The sequence below is a fragment of the Serratia sp. CY31944 genome (assembly GCF_052169175.1).
Classification (GTDB): Bacteria; Pseudomonadota; Gammaproteobacteria; order Enterobacterales; family Enterobacteriaceae; genus Serratia; species Serratia sarumanii.
In genome coordinates, this window is record NZ_JBJNLG010000004.1 from 146183 (window position 1) to 164238 (window position 18056).

General features: G+C 62.3%; 14 protein-coding genes. 7 read left to right on the forward strand and 7 right to left on the reverse strand.

What is annotated here, in order from left to right; translation table 11 throughout:
* Positions 1–72 precede the first annotated feature (72 nt).
* Positions 73–1203, reverse strand: a complete 1131-nt coding sequence (locus ACJ8IN_RS06245; protein ID WP_308325733.1) for an agmatine deiminase family protein — start codon at positions 1201–1203, stop codon at positions 73–75.
* 143 nt (positions 1204–1346) lie between these two features.
* Here ACJ8IN_RS06245 and ACJ8IN_RS06250 point away from each other — a divergent pair, with 143 nt between their 5' ends.
* From ACJ8IN_RS06250 to ACJ8IN_RS06260, 3 genes are all read left to right on the forward strand, one after another.
* Positions 1347–2210 carry a LysR substrate-binding domain-containing protein gene (locus tag ACJ8IN_RS06250; RefSeq protein ID WP_060420799.1) on the forward strand — a complete coding sequence of 288 codons (864 nt, stop codon included), beginning with the start codon at positions 1347–1349 and terminating at the stop codon, positions 2208–2210.
* Positions 2211–2371: 161 nt separating this feature from the next.
* A complete protein-coding gene (ggt, locus tag ACJ8IN_RS06255) occupies positions 2372–4045 on the forward strand; it encodes a gamma-glutamyltransferase (RefSeq protein ID WP_308325734.1) in 1674 nt (557 codons plus the stop codon).
* A 206-nt stretch (positions 4046–4251) separates the two neighbouring features.
* On the forward strand, positions 4252–6546 hold the full coding sequence (locus tag ACJ8IN_RS06260; protein WP_049212198.1) for an FdhF/YdeP family oxidoreductase: 2295 nt from the start codon (positions 4252–4254) through the stop codon (positions 6544–6546).
* Between the two features lie 63 nt (positions 6547–6609).
* On the opposite strand, the gene ACJ8IN_RS06265 is transcribed toward ACJ8IN_RS06260, so the two are convergent.
* The 3 genes from ACJ8IN_RS06265 to ACJ8IN_RS06275 all read right to left on the reverse strand — a co-directional run bounded on the left by ACJ8IN_RS06265 (position 6610) and on the right by ACJ8IN_RS06275 (position 10109).
* Complete coding sequence (locus ACJ8IN_RS06265) at positions 6610–7380, reverse strand: DeoR/GlpR family DNA-binding transcription regulator (protein WP_039566063.1); 771 nt, start codon at positions 7378–7380, stop codon at positions 6610–6612.
* Positions 7381–7492: 112 nt separating this feature from the next.
* Positions 7493–8716, reverse strand: coding sequence for an FAD-dependent oxidoreductase (locus ACJ8IN_RS06270; protein ID WP_060428247.1), 1224 nt, complete (start codon positions 8714–8716; stop codon positions 7493–7495).
* On the reverse strand, positions 8706–10109 hold the full coding sequence (locus ACJ8IN_RS06275; protein ID WP_049212201.1) for an NAD(P)/FAD-dependent oxidoreductase: 1404 nt from the start codon (positions 10107–10109) through the stop codon (positions 8706–8708). Before ACJ8IN_RS06275 ends, ACJ8IN_RS06270 begins: the two co-directional genes overlap by 11 nt.
* Positions 10110–10366: 257 nt before the next feature.
* On the opposite strand from ACJ8IN_RS06275, the gene ACJ8IN_RS06280 reads away from it, so the two are divergent.
* From ACJ8IN_RS06280 to ACJ8IN_RS06290, 3 genes are all read left to right on the forward strand, one after another.
* Positions 10367–11827, forward strand: a complete 1461-nt coding sequence (locus tag ACJ8IN_RS06280; protein ID WP_060428245.1) for an FGGY-family carbohydrate kinase — start codon at positions 10367–10369, stop codon at positions 11825–11827.
* Positions 11820–13052: an ethanolamine utilization protein EutH gene (eutH, locus tag ACJ8IN_RS06285; RefSeq protein WP_039566054.1), complete on the forward strand. Its 1233-nt coding sequence runs from the start codon at positions 11820–11822 to the stop codon at positions 13050–13052. Before ACJ8IN_RS06280 ends, eutH begins: the two co-directional genes overlap by 8 nt.
* A 94-nt stretch (positions 13053–13146) precedes the next feature.
* On the forward strand, positions 13147–13503 hold the full coding sequence (locus ACJ8IN_RS06290; RefSeq protein WP_039566053.1) for a DUF1937 family protein: 357 nt from the start codon (positions 13147–13149) through the stop codon (positions 13501–13503).
* 38 nt (positions 13504–13541) lie between these two features.
* Here the strand turns inward: ACJ8IN_RS06290 and ACJ8IN_RS06295 are convergent, their stop codons facing one another.
* Positions 13542–15467 (reverse strand): DUF3857 domain-containing protein, encoded by a 1926-nt coding sequence (locus ACJ8IN_RS06295; RefSeq protein ID WP_060420812.1) that lies wholly within the window; start codon positions 15465–15467, stop codon positions 13542–13544.
* Between the two features lie 123 nt (positions 15468–15590).
* Positions 15591–16160: a helix-turn-helix domain-containing protein gene (locus ACJ8IN_RS06300; RefSeq protein WP_033634588.1), complete on the reverse strand. Its 570-nt coding sequence runs from the start codon at positions 16158–16160 to the stop codon at positions 15591–15593.
* A gap of 129 nt (positions 16161–16289) precedes the next feature.
* On the opposite strand from ACJ8IN_RS06300, the gene ACJ8IN_RS06305 reads away from it, so the two are divergent.
* Entirely contained in the window at positions 16290–17183 is an 894-nt protein-coding gene (locus ACJ8IN_RS06305; protein ID WP_060428243.1) for a DMT family transporter, read from the forward strand.
* Positions 17184–17392: 209 nt separating this feature from the next.
* Here the strand turns inward: ACJ8IN_RS06305 and ACJ8IN_RS06310 are convergent, their stop codons facing one another.
* A complete protein-coding gene (locus tag ACJ8IN_RS06310; protein WP_033632999.1) occupies positions 17393–17998 on the reverse strand; it encodes a nitroreductase family protein in 606 nt (201 codons plus the stop codon).
* Between the last annotated feature and the right edge of the window lie 58 nt (positions 17999–18056).

Sequence of the window (18056 nt, forward strand, 5' to 3'; positions counted from 1 at the left end):
TGTCAGCGCTAAGCCAACCACAGCCGATCGTGACAAACAACCCGGTGCGCATTTTTTGAACATTGCGCGGTATTACCGGCCGTGCCTTGGCAGTTGGCTGGTCACGCAGTGAATGCCGCCGCCGCCGGCCGCGATGGCGTCGATCTCCAGCTGCATCACTTTGCGCTGCGGATAGAGCGCCGTCAGCAGCGCAAGCGCCGCCCGGTCCGCCTGCGGATCGCCAAACTCCGGGGCGATCACCGCGCCGTTGATGACGAAATAGTTGATGTAGCCCGCCGCAAAATCCGGGTTGTTACGGCTGAATCGGCTGTCGCGCGGCGCCAGCGGCGGCGAAAGCGTATGCACCTGCAGCCGGCGGCCGTCGGCGTCGGTCGCCGCCTTGAGGATCGCCAGATGTTGCTGGGTAACCGCATGGTCATAAGAGGCCGGATCGGTGTCCAGGTTGGCCACTACCACGCCCGGCCGCACGAAGCGGGCGTAAAAATCGACGTGGGCGTCGGTGATGTCCCGGCCTTTAATGCCCGGCAGCCAGATAATTTTGCGCAGGCCGAGCATCGCTTTCAGCTCCTGCTCCACCCGGTCCCGGCTCCAGCCCGGATTACGGTTCGCATTCACCCAGCTGCTTTCGGTCATGATGCCGGTGCCTTGCCCGTCCACTTCGATACCGCCGCCTTCACCCACCAGTGCGCTGCGGCGCAGTTGAGCGGCACCGTAGCGGTTGGCGGCAAACGCCGCCAGGCGCGCATCCCTGGCATGCCGCTGTTTATTGCCCCAGCCGTTGAAGTTGAAATCCACCGCCCCGAGTTCGCCGGCGCCGTTGACGACGAAATTGGCGCCGAAGTCGCGCACCCAGATGTCATCCAGCTCGGTGACGACATAGCTGACGTTGTGACTGCCGCAGGTGGCCTCGGCCAATTGCCGTTCATTGCCGCGGCAAAATATCGTCACCGGCTGAAACTCGGCGATGGCGCGGGCGATACGCCCCTGCGCCGCCTGCACATCCGCCGTGAATTCGCCCCAGATGGCCCGCTGCGCGCCGAAGGCGAGAAACGCCCGCTGCTGCGGTTCCCCTTCGTCGGGCATCCGCCAGGCCGGATTAAGCGCAGCTTCTGCGTGACTGCGTAATGGAATGCCTAACGAGGCCGTCAAACCGACCCCGGCAACGGCGGAAAGCTGTTTAATAAACACGCGACGAGTTGACATTGAAGACCTCTTTTAATTATTTATAATTCAAAAAGTTAAACAAATAATTCACGTTTATGCGGTTGAATCTTATGCTAGTCTTCCCCTGGCACCGCGACAAACGATATATTTAGCGGACATCTGATTAGACAGGCTTATCGATAATGTTAAAACACTGGCCCCCTTTGAGCGCGCTGCGCGGTTTCGAAGCGGCGGCGCGCCTGGGCAGTTTTCATCAGGCTGCCGAAGAGCTGCACCTTACCCAGTCGGCCATCAGCCAGCAGATCCGCAGCCTCGAAGCGTTTCTGGAGCAGCCGCTGTTCTTCCGCACCGGCCGCAGCGTGGCGCTGACCGACGCCGGCCACGATCTGTTCAGCACCGCGCAGGTGATGCTGCAACAGCTGGCGGTCGGCATTCGCCGTTTGGATCAGTACCGCAAACCCAACCAGCTGATCGTCAACACCACCCCGGCTTTCGCCCGCCACTGGCTGACGCCGCGGCTGGGCGACTTCAATCGGCAGCATCCGCAGGTCGACCTGTGGCTGTTCACCAGCTTTGAACCGCCGAATATGGCGACGGACAGTATCGATCTGGCGATCCGCGACGATCTCAGCGCGCAGGCGGACTGCACCTTTAACCTGCTCTGCAGCGACCGGCTTTATCCCGCCTGCCACCCCAGCCTGCTGGCGTTGGCGGCGGAGCAGCGCGTGACCCTGCACGGCGAACGGGAGATGGACTGGAGCCACTGGACGGTGGCGGGCGGCGCGCACGTCGGCCAGCGCGACAGCGGGCTGAACTTCTCCGATCCCGGTCTGCTGCTGGACGCCGCCTGCAACGGCCTCGGCATCGCCTTGGTCAGCCAACTGCTGGCGCAGCACGCGCGCGACGCCGGGCTGCTGCAACCGTTAACCGAGCAACGCGTGCGCGGCGCCAACTGGGCGTGGCTGCTGCACCGCGACAGCGAACACAACCCGCTCGCCCGCCACTTCTGCCAATGGCTGCAGTCGGCGCTGCCCGCCGGCGCATAACGCGCCACGTCACGATTCGCCACTCTGGTCAGGCGGCCCCGCCTGACCGCTGCTACCTTCAATAAAGCGTCGCAACAGCCCGAAGAAAACACGCTAACCTGCTGTTTCAAAATAATTAGTTGAATTCACCTGATAACTGAACATCGCTAAAAGGATCGTCTATGTCTGCCGGTTTATTGAAAACGATAGCTCTGAGCGTGGCCCTGGCCTGCCCCCTTCCCGCCGCCTTTGCCGCCGATCTCACCGCCGGTGCGGTCGCCGCCCCGGATCGGTATGGCGCTAACGTCGCCGCGCACATTCTGCAGGCCGGCGGCAACGCGGTCGACGCAGCGGTCGCCACCGCCTTTACCCTGGCGGTCACCTACCCTGAAGCCGGCAATATCGGCGGCGGCGGCTTTATGACGCTGTACGTCGACGGCAAACCCTATTTCCTCGACTACCGCGAAGTGGCGCCCAAGGCCGCCAGCAAAACTATGTATCTGAACGAGAAAGGCGAAGTGATCGAAAATCTTAGCCTGGTGGGCAGCCGCGCCGCCGGCGTGCCGGGCACCGTGCTGGGGTTGTGGGAAGCGCATAAACGCTTCGGCAAGCTGCCGTGGGCCGAACTGCTGACGCCGGCGATCGGCTACGCCCGGCAAGGTTTCACCATGGCGGATCAGCAGTATCAGTACCGTGAAGACGCCAACAAGCTGTTCGCCGGGAAAACCAACTTCGGCGACTATTTCGGCGCCATGAAGCCCGGCGCGGTGTTCAAACAGCCGGAGCTGGCGGCCACGCTCGAGCGCATCGCCAAGTCGGGCGCCGACGATTTTTATCACGGCGAAACCGCGCGCCTGCTGGTGGCGCAAATGCAGCGCGACAATGGGCTGATCGGCGCGGCGGATTTGGCCGACTATCGGGTGAAATGGCGTGAACCGATGCGCATCAGCTGGCGCGGCAACACCGTATATACCGCCCCGCTGCCCAGCTCCGGCGGCATTGCGCTGGCGCAGCTGCTGGGGATAAAAGAGGATCGCGCCGCCGATTTCAAGGGGGTGCCGCTGAACTCGGCGCGCTATATCCACCTGCTGGCGGAAATCGAAAAACGCGTGTTCGCCGATCGCGCCGACTACCTCGGCGACCCGGATTTCACTCACGTGCCGGAAGCGCAGCTGATCGCCCCCGACTACCTGAAGAAACGCGCCGCCGAGATCAACCCGACGGCGATCTCGCCGACCGAACAGGTGCGGCCGGGGCTGGAAACCCACCAAACCACCCACTTCTCGATCGTCGATGCCGCCGGCAACGCGGTCAGCAACACCTATACGCTCAACTGGGACTTCGGCAGCGGCGTGGTGGTCAAAGGCGCCGGCTTCCTGCTCAACGACGAGATGGACGACTTCAGCGCCAAACCCGGCGTCGCCAATGCCTTCGGCGTGGTGGGCAGCGACGCCAACGCCATCGAGCCGGGCAAACGCATGCTCTCCTCGATGAGCCCGACCATCATCACCCGCGACGGCGAGGTCAGCCTGGTGATCGGCACACCGGGCGGATCGCGCATCTTCACCTCGATCTTCCAGGTGATCAACAACCTCTACGATTATCACCTGCCGCTGGCGCAGGCGGTGGCCGCCCAGCGCGTGCACCATCAGCTGTTGCCGAAGGACACCCTCTACTATGACAGCTTTGCCCCGCTGACCGGCAAACCGGCGGACGAGCTGAAAGCCATGGGCTACACCCTCGAAGACCAAGGCTGGAACATGGGGGATATTCAGGCCATCCGCATCGATGGCCGCACGCCGGAAACCGCGTCCGATCCGCGTGGCCGCGGCGTCGGCCTGGTGGTGGACAAGTAACGCCCCGGCGGCCCGCCTCCGGTTAGACGGGCCGCCGCTCTCCCCGCTCAGACTGCCGCTGCCCCCTTTTTCACTCATCTATACTGAATCGACAGGCTCGCGTTTAACGGCGACGGCGCCTGGGTTCCTTTTTGGACGATAAAGATAATATTCATGATAAATCAATCACCTGTAATTATCGTAAGCGATGTCGGAGGCAAGCAACCATGGCGAAAAGACGAGCAGTACCTGGAATTCATCCTTACGATGGGCCCGCCGGCGGTTGGGGCGCGCTGAAAGCGACGGCCATCGCCGTGCGCACGCAGATGGATACCTTGGAAGCGCCGGTGACGCTGATGCGCACCAATCAACCCGACGGGTTTGATTGCCCGGGATGCGCATGGCCGGATAAAGAACATCGCTCCACCTTCCAGTTTTGCGAAAACGGCGCCAAAGCCGTGACCTGGGAAGCGACCAGCAAACGCGTGACGCCCGAATTCCTGGCGCAAAACACCGTGACGTCGCTGCTGCAGAAAACCGATTATGAGCTGGAGGATTATGGCCGCCTGACCACGCCCCTGATCTATGACGCCGGAACGGACACCCTGCGCCCGCTGGCCTGGGACGAGGCGTTTCAACGCATCGCCGCCGTGTTGCAGACGCTGCCGCCGGAGCAGGTGGAGTTTTATACCTCCGGCCGGGCGTCCAATGAGGCGGCCTACCTGTTCCAGCTGTTTGCGCGGGAATTCGGCAGCAATAACTTCCCCGATTGTTCCAATATGTGTCATGAGCCGACCAGCGTTGGCCTGCCGCAGTCCATTGGCATCGGCAAAGGCACCGTCTCGCTGGACGACTTTGACAGCGCGGAGCTGATTATCTCCATCGGGCACAATCCGGGCACCAATCACCCGCGCATGATGGGCACGCTGCATGAGCTGGCGCGCAAAAAGGTGCCGATCATCGTGTTCAACCCGCTGCGCGAACGGGCGCTCGAGCGTTTCACCGATCCGCAAAACGTCATTGAAATGGCGACCTACAGTTCGACCCCTATCGCTTCAACCTACTATCAGGTCAAAGCCGGCGGCGACGCCGCGGCGCTGAAAGGCATTGCCAAAGCGCTGCTGCAGCTGGATGAAACACAAGGCAATGCCGTGGATCACGCCTTCATTGCCGAGCACACGGAAGGGTTTGCAGCTTTCGCCGCCGATCTGGCGGCCACCCGTTGGGAGGCCATCGAGGCGGAGAGCGGCCTGACGCGTCAGGATCTGGAACAGGTCGCCGCCGCCTACGCAAAATCCAACGCCACCATCGTGACTTACGGCATGGGCATTACGCAGCACAATAAAGGCACCGCCAACGTGCGCCTGATCGCCGATCTGCTGCTGCTGCGCGGCAATATCGGCAAACCGGGCGCCGGCATCTGCCCGCTGCGCGGCCACTCCAACGTGCAGGGCAACCGCACCGTCGGCATCACCGAAAAGCCCTCGGCCGATTTTTTGGCGAAGCTGGAAGCGGTGTTTGGCTTCACGCCGCCCAAAGCCCACGGGCATGATGCCGTGAAGTGCATGCAGGCGATGATCGACGGCGCCTCGAAAGCGTTGATCTGCCTGGGCGGTAACTTCGCCGTGGCGCTGCCGGACCCCGAGCAGAGCTTCCCGGCGATGAAAGCGCTGGAATTAAGCGTGCATATCGGCACCAAACTCAACCGCAGCCATCTGTTGGTGGCGAAACAAACCCTCATTCTGCCCTGCCTGGGGCGCACTGAGCTGGACATGCAGGCCGGCGGGCGGCAATCGGTGACGGTGGAGGATTCGATGTCGATGGTGCATGCCTCGTCCGGCAAACTCAAACCGGCGTCGGAACTGCTGCGTTCGGAACCCGCCATCGTCGCCGGCATGGCCAAAGCGGTGATGCCCGCCAGCAAGGTGCCCTGGGATGAGCTGATCGAAGATTACGATGTGATCCGCGATCTGATCGAAAAAACCATTCCGGGCTTCGACGATTACAACGCGCGCATTCGTCAACCCGGCGGTTTCCGCATGCCGTTGCCGCCGACCGAACGCCAGTGGCCGACGGCGACGGGCAAAGCGATGTTTTCCGTGTTCAGCGGGCTGCATGAAGACGCGGCCATCGCAGAGAAAGACACGCTGCGGCTGATTACGCTGCGCAGCCACGATCAGTACAACACCACCATCTATGCCCTGGATGATCGCTACCGCGGGGTTTTCGGCCGGCGCGACGTTTTGTTCATGAATGACAGCGATCTGCAACGTTTGGGGCTGGAGCATGGCGACGTGGTCGACCTGGAAACGGCGCTGCCCGGCTGTACTCAGCGCCTGGAGGGCATCACGGTGATCGCCTACAACATCTCGGCCGGCTCGGTCGGCGCCTACTATCCGGAGGCCAACGTGCTGGTGCCGTTGCATTACATCGATGAGGAGAGCGGCACGCCTTCGTACAAATCGGTGCCAGTTCGCGTGACGCTGAGATCCAAAGAGGTGCGTGAGGTCAAGATCGCCTAGAGGAAAGCGGTTTGAAGGCCTTCTCCGGGTTGCTCGGCCCGGAGAAAGGCTGCTCATAACCCTTTATACCTGTGCGACCAACACATTGACGTTGGCCGGGAAAACCAGCCCCTCCAGCGCGTTGCCGCTGTCGGAGGTCACCAGATAATCGATCTCGGGCCATTTGGCCACCAGGGTCATCGCATGCCCGCGCAGCTTGTTTTCATCCGCCAGCACGATGCATTTGCGGCTCTGCGCAATCATTTTTCGCGCGATGGCCGCCTCATTGACGTTTTGATCCATCACCCCGGTCTGCACATTGACCGCGCCGGCGCCGATGATGGCGTAATCGGCGAAAAACGCCTCAATGTTATTCAACGCGATCGCCCCCAGGCACTCCATTTTGGAGCCGATGAACTGCCCGCCGATCAGCACCACGTCGATGGAGTCATTTTCCAGACAGACGTTGGCGATCAGCGGCGAATTGGTGATGACCGTCAGCTGATCGACGGTCGCCAGCTGCCGGGCGAACTCCAGCGTGGTGGAGCCGAAATCCACGAACACCGTATCGCCCGGCTGGATCAGCGTCACCGCTTTCTCCGCGATGGCGCGCTTCTCGGCCTCGGCGATTTTGGCCCGTTCATTGAATTCATGCTCGAATTTGAACTGGCTGCTGACCGCGCCGCCGTGGATCTTCTTGATCAGGCGATAATCTTCCAGCTTGTTCAGATCGCGCCGAATGGTTTCCTGCGAAACCTGGAATTTATCCGCCAGCTCATTCACGTAAACCCGGCCGTTGGCCTGGATCAGCGCCAGTATTTCATTGCGCCTATCCACGGAATTAGAGATATCCATTCACATTACACTCGCTGCCTTAAGTAAGAGTGACTGCCTCCGCCGGACTCGCGGCGTCAACTGACCGAATACTACGGGTTTCAGGGCGTTAGACGCAAGCCGTTGCCGTCGTTCACCCGGCGGATTCGATGCTGATGTGCAGCGCGTCACGTTCGCCGTCGGCCGGCAAAGCGATATTGCGCAGCAGGATCCGCCGTTCCGGCAGGCAGCGATGCGTTTTGCGATACAGCACTTCCTCGCCCAGCCGCACCACCACCGAACCGGACACCGCCCGCTCCACCCGCATATTGATCGTGACCGTGCTGGGTTTGCCGATCAGCGCCACGTTGGCAGGCGCGGTCAGACGGATCCGCTCGTCGTGCCGCACCGGAAGCATTTGCCGCGCCGGCGGCAGCGTGCGCTGCAGCGAACGGGCAACGGCTTCGCCAACGCGCAGCCCTTCCTGATAACACTGGTCGCCCATGTCCGCCGGATGCAGCATGTTGCCGACGGCGAAATAGGCGGCGTCGGAACAGCGGCCGAACTGATCGGTCAGCGGGCAGCCGCTGTCCGGCCGCTGCGCCAGGTGGCTCTGGCGGATCAGCGTATACTCCCCGGTGAAGCGGCCTGTGAAGATCAGGCTGTCGCAGGCGATGCGCCGTTTCTCCCCGCGGCGGTTCTCCACCTCGATGGATTCGACCCGATCGCAGCCGGCAATATCGGTCACCCGCGAATAATAATGAATCGGCACCCCCATCAGGCGCGCATAGAGTGCGCTCAGACGCCAGGCGACGGGTCTGCCGCCGCTTTCAATCATGGCGACGGCGCGCACGCCGGCGTTGCGCAGCGTCCACAGCGCGGAGAAACTGACCAGCTCGGTGCCGACCACCACCGGTGCCTTGCCCGGCTGCAGCCCGCGCAGATACACGAACTGCTGCAGCGCGCCGGCGGTCAGCACGCCCTGCGGCCGCAGGCCGCTCACCAGGCGCGGATGGCGCGGCGTCTCGCGCACGCCGGTCGCCAGGATCACCCGCTGCGCTTTCAAGGTGCTGACGCCGTGGCGATCCGTGATGGTCAGCTCGCCGTCCGGCCTGATGGCGAGCACCGTCACGCCGGTGCGGATCTCCACCTGCCCGGCGCGCGCCAGTATCTTATCGACATAGGTGGAGCCGAGCATCGGCCGGTAAAACGTTTGCAGCCCGAAGGTGGGGTGCCGGCAGTGTCTTGGCACGCCGCCCGCTTGTTGCTCCCGCTCTAGGATCACCACATCCTCGATCCCCGCCTGCCGCAGCGCGGTCGCCGCGGCGATCCCGGCCGGCCCGGCGCCGACAATCGCCACCTGATACTCAGTTTTCATCAATGCTCCCTACGGCCAGCGTCTGGCCAAAACGATCGCCCACCATTTCCGCCACCCGGCTGCTGCAATAAAAACCGTTGCAGCGCCCCATCATCACACGCGTGCGCCGCCGCAGCCCGCCGATGCACTCCGGCGGCACGGCGGAATCGAACGCCGCCTCGATTTCCCGCTGGGTCACCAGCTCGCAATGGCAAACGATGCCGCCGTTGTCCGGGCGCGCGTAATCGCGCAGCGCGTAGTCGGCAAGCATCGGCATCTGCGGCCAATGCACGGTCTGCGGCGCCGTCGGCGTGAAGCACGGCGTAAAATGGTCGCGGTAAAGCTGCTCCACATATTGCGCGATGCCGAGCGCCGCCGTCAGGCCGGTGGAACGAATGCCCGCCACGCAGATCCACTGCCGCTCGGGATAGGGCTGAATGCGATAGTGTTTCTGCTCTGTCGCCGGGCGCAATCCGGCATAGCTGGCGGTCACGCTGTAATTTGCCAGCGTGGGCAGCAGCCGCGTCCCCTGTTCGATCAGCTCGCGCATTTTGGTTTCGTCCACCGTCGCCGTCTCGCGATCCTGCTGTTCTTCGGCGGTCGGCCCCAGCAACAGATTGCCGAAGATGGTTTTCGACAGCAGCACCCCTTTGGTGATCGCCGTCGGTACCGGCAAGATGATGGCGTTGACCTGCCCGGCGGCGGCCTTGTCGAACACCAGGAACTGCCCTTTGCGCGGGCGGATTTCAAACTCGGGCTGATGGCAGAAACTTTCTACCCGGTCGCCCTGATTGCCGGCGCAGTTGATGACGATTTTGCCGTGAAACTCGCCCCGGTTGCTGGTTAGCCGCCAGCCGGTCGGCAAGCGTTCGGCGCCGGTCACCTCGGTATTGAAGCGATAGTCGCCGCCGTGTTTGACGCCCTGCGTCAGGTAAGCCAGCGGCGTGCTCCAGGGATCGATCACGCTCTCGCCCGGCACCTCTACCGCCGCCAATGCGCCGGGCGCCAGCTGCGGCTCACGGCGATACAGCTCGGCGGCGTCGATCTGCGCCACGTCCGGCACGCCGTTGTCATGCGCCTGCTGCACGATCGCGGGCAGCGCCGCCAACTGCTGCTCGTCCCAGGCCACGACCAGCGCGCCGGTGGGCAGCAGCGGCAGATTCATGCGTTCGCGGATGGCGATAAATTCCCGGTAGCCGGCCTGCATGCAGCGCAGCTCCAGGCTGCCGCTGGGCGCATCGAAGCCGGTATGCAGCAGCGCGCTGTTGGCTTTGCTGGCGCCGGACAGGATATCGCCCCCCTTTTCCAACAGCAGCGTACGGGCGCCCATCAGGCAGAATTTGCGGAATACCGCACACCCGACCACACCGCCGCCAATCACGACAATGTCCCAACCCGTTTGTTCTTCCATCATGCTGATGTCCCGTTTTGATGTGATAACCACAATAAAACCACACAATAACCGCATTTGGAATGACAAAAACAACACAACTCCCAAAAAAAAGCTGCAGAACGGGGTGATAAGCAAAAAGTATGAGGTCGATCACGCGGGGTTATTTTATCTTGTGATTTATGTTGCTTTAATGTGTGAAATTGAAGATAGATTATTAAAACAGTCACACAACCAACACCAGGCGCAATAAAAAACAAAACCTATAAGAGAGCGAAGCAATGATGAATCAACGTTATGCCGCGATTGATCAGGGAACCACCGGCACCCGGGTCGTGGTGTTCGGCGAAGACGGCAGGCACCATTCGCCGGCCAGCATGCCGCACAAGCAAATCACCCCCAATCCGGGTTGGGTGGAACATGACGCCCTGGAGATTTTGGCGAATATCCGCCGCTGTCTCAGCCAGTGCGACATGGTGGACGCCATCGGTTTGGGGCATCAGGGCGAAAGCCTGCTGGCCTGGGACGCCGACAGCGGCCTGCCGCTGTACAACGCCATCGTTTGGCAAGATCAGCGCACCGAGCCGGAGATCCAGCGCCTGAAACGCGAAGGCGTCGAACCGCTGGTGATGGCGAAAACCGGCCTGCCGCTCGATACCTACTTCTCCGCCAGCAAGATGGGCTGGCTGATGAACAACGCCCCGGGTGCCAGGCAGCTGGCGCAACGCGGCCGCCTGCGGCTCGGCACCATGGACGCCTTCTTCCTGTTCCACCTGTGCGGCCGGCATCTCACCGACTATAACTCGGCCTCGCGCACCTCGTTGTTCAACATCCATACCCTGCAGTGGGACGAGGAGCTGTGCCGTTTGTTCGGCGTGCCGATCGACAGCCTGCCCGAGGTCAGAGACAACATCGGCCACTTCGGCGACGTCGCGCTCAACGGCAAGCCGGTGCCGCTGACGGCCTGCATCGTCGACCAGTTTGCCGGCACATACGGCCACGGCTGCCATCAACCGGGGCAGATGAAGATCACCTTCGGTACCGGCGCCTTTTTACAGGCGATCACCGGGCCGCGCCCGATCGACGCCGGCGAGTCCGGCCTGTTGCCCACGCTGTGCTGGAAGCTGCCCGGCAGCGAGCCGGTGTATGGCCTGGACGGCGGCGTTTATAACGCGGCCTCCGCCATTAACTGGGCGAGAAAGATCGGCCTGTTCAACGACTTCGATGAATTCGGCGATTTTCCGGCCCAGCCGGCCATCGCGCGCGGGCTGGCCTTTGTGCCCGCGCTTTCCGGGCTGGCCTGCCCGTATTGGGACCGCTCCGCCGCCGGGGTGTGGGCCGGCCTGTCGCTGGAAACCGAACGCAAGGATCTGCTGCAGTCGATCCTCGAAGGCATCGCCATGCGTTCCGCCGAGGTGATCAACGCCATGGATAAGTTGAAACCGATCGGCGACAGCATTTCGGTGGACGGCGGCCTGTCCGCCAACCGCTATTTCACGCAGTTCCTCGCCAACCTGATCCAAAAGCGCATCGTCACGCCCGCCAACAAAGAGATCACCGCTCAGGGCGTGGCGCAGTTGGCGCGTAAAGGGCTGGGTGTGGAACAGCCGCTCAAGGTGCTCAACCGCTATGAAGTGACGGAGCCCGCCGAGGTCGATATGGCGGTCTGGTTCGCCCGCTATCAGGAAATCATCGCCCGCTCGCGCGGCTTACGTTCATCGCAGGAGGAGCACCATGGCTGAGTTCGGTAATTTCATCATCTATATCATCATGGCCGGCACCCTGATCGGCGCGCTGGCGTCGATCGTCAAACCGGAAGGTGAACTGGGGCGCGAGTTCGTCAACGGCATTCACGCCATCGGCCCGGTGTTTCTCGCCCAGGCGGGTATCATGGCGGCGATCCCGATCATCTCTTACCTGATCATGCACAGCATCGGCCCCTTCTTCTCGGCGCTGGGCTCCGACGCCTCAATCGCGGCACTGGCGGTGATCGCCGTGGACATGGGCGGCTATCAGCTGGCCGACGCCATCGCCGCCAACCGCGACATGTGGATCGTCGCCATGCTGGTGGGATACACCTCCGGCGCCAGCATCGTGTACCTGATCCCGGTCGGGCTTATCATGCTGAACCGCGACGACCATAAATATCTGGCGCTGGGCGCGATGGCGGGCCTGATCAGCATTCCGTTCGCCGTGCTGATCGCCCTGGTGACCATCACCTTCAATAACCTGCCGGTCAGGGAGATCATTTCCACCACCTCGCCCGCCGCGCACTACCTGCAGCTGGACTTCCTGCAGGCGCTGCGGCTGCTGTCGCCGCTGTTCGTCCTGTGTTTCCTGCTGGCGCTGGGCCTGAAGCTGCGGCCGGCGGCCATGGTGAAGGGGTTCCTGATCTTCGGCAAGGCGGCGGACGCCTTTATCAAACTGGTGCTGGCGCTGTGCATCATCGAGCATTTCACCGGCGTGTTTAAAAAAGTCTTCGGCGGCTGGGTATTCGATCCGTTATTCGCCGACAAAGACGAATTATTCCGCGCCATCGAGATTGCCGGTTACATCGGCATTATGTTGGCGGGCACATTCCCCATTTGTTATTTGTTCCAGCGCTATTGCCGCAAGCCGATGCATTTCATCGGCAAAAAACTCGGCTTATCAGATACCGGCGCGCTGGGCTTTATTATGGTGTTGGCCAATATCATCGCGGTTTATCACCTGTTCAAAGGCATGCGGGCGCGCGATAAGGTGCTGTGCGTCGCCTTCGGCATCTGCGCGCAGGCCACGTTGGGCGATCACCTGGCGTTTACCGCCAACTTCCAACCTTCGCTGGTACTGCCGATCATGATGGGTAAATTCCTCGGCGGCATGATTGCCGTGCTGATCGCCATCAAGATCTCGGTGCCGGAAGCCGAATTGCTGGAAAAAGAACAGACGCAAAGGCAAGCAACGGCCATCGCCGCCGCCGCTCGCTGAATTTATCCCTGAGCCATAAAAAATAAACGGGGCGCCGCCTCACGGGAAGCTGCGCCCGTTTTCCACGTTCTAGTTATTGAGAGAGTAAACGGTAATGAGAAAGATATTTTTGGCCTGCCCCTACAGCCACGCCGACGCCAACGTCGTGCAGCAACGCTTTATCGCCTGCAACGAGGTCGCCGCCGCTATCGTGCGCGCCGGCAGCGCCGTTTTTAGTCAGGTCAGCATGTCGCATCCGATCAACCTGTGTTTGCAAGAGCTCGACAAAACCGCCATCGGCAGGCTGTGGGCGCCGATCGACGCCCTGTTCATGGCGGCGATGGATGAGTTGATTGTGCTCGATTTGCCGGGTTGGCAAGAGAGCGGCGGCATCAAGCGCGAGATGGACTATTTCGCCGCACGCGGCTGCCGCGTCAGCCTGTGGTCCGAGGTCGCGGGCGAGTTCAACTGAGGCGTGCGCCCCGCCGCTTAGCGCGGCGGGGCATCGGCTTACTTGCCGGTGGCCAATTCGCCGTACACCACCTGGCCGCGGAAACCGCGCCGCACCTGCTGGAACAGCTCGCGGAACGCCGGGTAATCCTGCGCCTGGCACAGCGCTTCCTTTCCGCGGATGGCGTTCACCTGCAGCTGATGATTGACGATCACCTGCTGCCCGTCGCGCCGCCACGCCACGCGATAGTCGCCCGCCGCATTGCGGAACTGCCTGTCTTGCGGAATGGCGATGATCGGTACGTTGGCCGGCAGCTGCAGACGGTAGGTTTCGTCGTAGCGCTGCGCGCTGCAGTAGAACGGCGTTTCGTTGCCAGGCGCCGCCGTGGTGGTATACAGCGAGCGGAACGATTTGCCGCCGGGCGGATTCGGCAGCGTCATGCCGCCCACCACGCCGAAATCGACGTAGTCGTCCGCCTTGAAGCGGAAGCGGTAACCGAACTGTTTTTTGAGATCCAGCGGATCGCTGTTCATCGCCACCTCGCCGCTGCCGTCGATGCCGGAGGCGGACATGATAGACGCTTCGGCCTGCGCCCGGTTCTGCCGGTTGATCTGCGAGAAGTAGCCCCGCAGATCAATCTCTTCCACTTCGCTCAGCCGACGCTCGGTTTGCCCGTGCAGATTGCCCGCTTTGTCGAACACGAAATCGACGCTCAGCGCGCTCTTGACCGGCTGCTCGTCGCTGCCCGGCGTGCGCGCCAGTTTGGCGTCGCGCGTCAGCAGCACCGGCGCCCCCAGATCGCCTTCCGGCAGTTGCCCGAAGCGCGCCCACGGATTGGTGGAATCCAGGTACAGTTTGAATTCCGGCACGTAGGTGATGGCGTGGTTAAAGCGGCTGAGCAGCGGCACCTTAGGCAGTATCGGGCCTTCGTCCATGCCGATCAGCACCGGCGAGCTTGCAATGCCCTTGGCGGCAAGCAGCGCCTCCAGGATCACCACGTGATCCTTGCAGTCGCCGTAGTGGTTGTCGAGAATGCTCTGCGCCGAATTCGGCTCCAGCCCGCCGTTGCCCAGATACACCGCCACGTAACGAATGTTTTGCGCCACCCAGCGATAGAGGGCCTCCGCCTGCTCGCGCCGATCGCTGATGCCGGCGGTGATGTTGTCCGCCAACGCCTGGATGCCCGGCGTCACCTTCGCCGCCGCGCCGGCCTTCAGCTGGTAGGCCTTGGCCAACTGCGGCCACTCGCGGTAGGTGCTGGCCATGATGGTCGGGCTGAAGGTCCAGCTGTCCGCCGCCCAGTTTTGCGATTTCATCGGCGCGCTGCGTGAATAATGCCAGCGCCAGTGCGCCTGCCCGTCGCGGATCTGCGGCTGGTCTCCGCCCGCCACGCCGCGCGTGAAAATATGCATCGGCAGCTTGGCGGGCGCCTGCAGGGTCACTTCGGCATCGTCGAACTGATCGAAAACGCTGAACGTCTCCCACAGGCCGAAATAGTCGGGGAAATACGGCGTGTTTTGCGTGCGGCGCAGCTCATACACCACGCGCGATCCCGGCGCCAGGTTGGAGAACACGATGACGCGCACTTTGCGGTCGGCATACAGCGGCGCCGTGGCGCTGGAGTAGCTTTCCTGGGTATAGATGCGATCGGGCGCCACGTCGTGGCGCTGGCCGTCGGCGGTCAGCGTATAGGCGGCGACCACCTCCAGCGTTTCCATTTTTTCGCTGTAGCTCAGGCGGATCTGGCTGAATTTCTCGACCGCCGCCTTGGTCTTCAGCAGTACTTCGTAGCTTTCCGTCTTCACGTTGGTGGCGTTGGCGTTGACGCGGTAATCCGCGCGATAGCGTACGAAGCTGAAATCGTTGTTGGCCGTGTCGTTCTGGCCCTGATCCGCCGCGGCGGGCGGTGCGACGGCCAACACGGTGGCCGGGTGCGTCGCCGTCAAACCGGCGAATAACAGCAGGGAAGGAATAGCGATTTTCATCTTCGGTCCTTGAAGGGCAATAAACAGCGACGCCGGGCTACGCGCCCGTCCCGACGTCAAAACAGGCGGGCACACTAATATAATTGAGAATCATTTTCAATAAACGAACCGTCAACGCCCAGGTTAGCCCTGTTCGATCAGCATCACGGCGGTGGTCTCCGGCTCCAGCGCTTCGAAAACATGCTCGCGATCGGCGGAATAGCTGATGTAATCGCCGGCGCTCAGCTCCTGCGGCTGGTCTGCCGGCCCCAGGCGCGCGCGCCCGCTGCTGATAATCACATGCTCGACGGTGCCGGGAGGATGCGGCCGGGAAAGCTTGGCTTCTCCGGGCTGCACCCGCAGCCGGTAAATGTCGCGCTGCGCCCCCGGCGGGCAGGTGGCCAGCAGCGTGGCGGCGTAGTTGCCCTGCTCCGACAGCGCCGGCGTACCCTCATGGGCGCGGATCACCTGCACCTGCCTGCTCGGCTGTGAAATCAGCCGGCTGACCGGCACATCCAGCGCCATCGCCAGCGCCCATAGCGTTTCCAGGCTGGGATTGCCGCTGCCGGCTTCCAGCTGCGACAGCGTGGACTTGGCGATGCCCGCGCGCTTCGCCAGTTCGGTGACGGACAGGTTCACTCGCTCCCGCTCGCGGCGGATCGCCGCCGACAAGAGGCCGATCGGCGTGATGTTCTGCATTAGGCTATCGCTCATTGTTCGCTATACCATCCATTTGTTCGACTTGACGAACACTCGTATTCATGTTCATCATAATGTTCGATTGTTCATTTTAATGATTGCACCGCTTTGCCGCAAGTGCGGGCAGGCAACGAGGGAAACCACATGAAAACGAAAACGCGCGGCGCAGTGCAAATGATCCTCGCCATGACCATCTCCGGCACCGTGGGGTGGCCGGTGCTCGTTTTAGGGCAGCCGCCCGCAACGATGGTGTTTTGGCGCTGCGCGTTCGGCGCGCTGGCCATGCTGGCGACCTGCGCCGCACTCGGTCAGCTGAAATCAGGCGCGATCAACCGGCGCCAGCTGAGCTTCGCCATTCTGGGGGGAATCGCCCTGGTGCTCAACTGGACGCTGCTGTTTGCCGCCTATGCTCATGCCTCGATCGCGGTCGCCACCGTTACCTACCACGTTCAGCCGTTCATGTTGGTGGCGCTGGGGGCGCTGCTGTTCGGCGAAAAGCTGACGGCTAATCGGCTGGGCTGGCTTCTGCTGGCGTTCGCGGGAATGGTGTTGATCGTCACCGGCCGGCAAAACGGCGGCGGCGATGACTATCTGCTCGGCGTGGCGCTGGCGCTGGGCGCGGCCCTGATGTACGCCATTGCGGCGGCGATCGTCAAACAGCTGGCCGCGCTGCCGCCGCAGCTGATCGTGTTGATTCAGCTGACCGTCGGCGCGCTGGTGATGGCGCCGTTCGCCGGCCTGGCCACGCCGCCTGCGGCCCCGATCGACTGGCTGCTGCTGGCGACCCTCGGCCTGGTGCATACCGGCTTGATGTCCACGCTGCTGTACGGCGCCATTCAGAAGATCCCCACCTCTCTGGTCGGCGCCCTGTCGTTCATCTACCCGGCGGTGGCGATCGTGGTGGACTGGGCGGCGTTCGGCCACCGCCTCAGTCTGTTACAGCTGCTGGGCACGCTGGCGATCCTGGGCGCCGCGGCGGGCATGAACTTCGGCTGGCGGCTCTCGCCGGTCGCCCGGCGGGCTGATAAAACCGGTTAATCCCGTCCGGCGGGCAAGCTATGCACAATAAGGCATTCGTCTTGCGCCCGGCGCGGTGTTATTTATTTACACCGTGTAGGGTTGAAGGAGTTGGCCATGTGGCATCATCGCCTGCAACGGCGCATCCGTTTCAGCTACTGGAACGAACTGTGCGTCGCAAAAAAATAAGGGAAGGCGCAAGCCTTCCCTTTTGTCATTCACCGTTCAGCTCAGAAACGATCGGTTTTCACCACCTCGTCGAACGGCAGTTTGCCGATGCGCGGATAAGGCTGCCCCGCCGCCTTGCCGATGGCGACCATCAGCGCGATCTGATAGTGCGCCGGTTTGTTGATGATCTCGCCCACGGCGTCGAAATCAAACCCGTCCATCGGGCAAGAGTCGTAGCCCTGCGCCTTGGCCGCCAGCATCAGCGTCTGGGCGAAGATGCCGCTGCTGCGCATCACTTCGTCGCGCTGCACCTGCGGCTTACCGCGATAATACTGATCGACGGCCGGGATCATGAACTGCTGTACCGGCTCCGCCGCCTCGGCCCAGACGTTTTTTACCTGTGACTCCCAGCTCGACAGATCGCCGCACAGCACGACCAGCATCGACGCGTCGGTGACCTGTGCCTGCCCCCACGCCGCTTCGCGAATTTTCTCGCGCTGGGCGCGATCTTCGATCAGCAGCGGGCGCCAGTGCTGCAGGTTAAAAGCGCTGGGCGCGCCCTGCAGCGCGATAGTCAGCAACGCTTTTTTCTCTTCGAGCGTCATCACATGCTGCGCATCAAACTGTTTGGTGGCGCGGCGCTGGCGGATTGCGTCTAACGTATTCATTTTACTGCCCCTGTCCATGTGAAAGATCCTATTGTCGCCAACGCGACGCGGCTGTCCA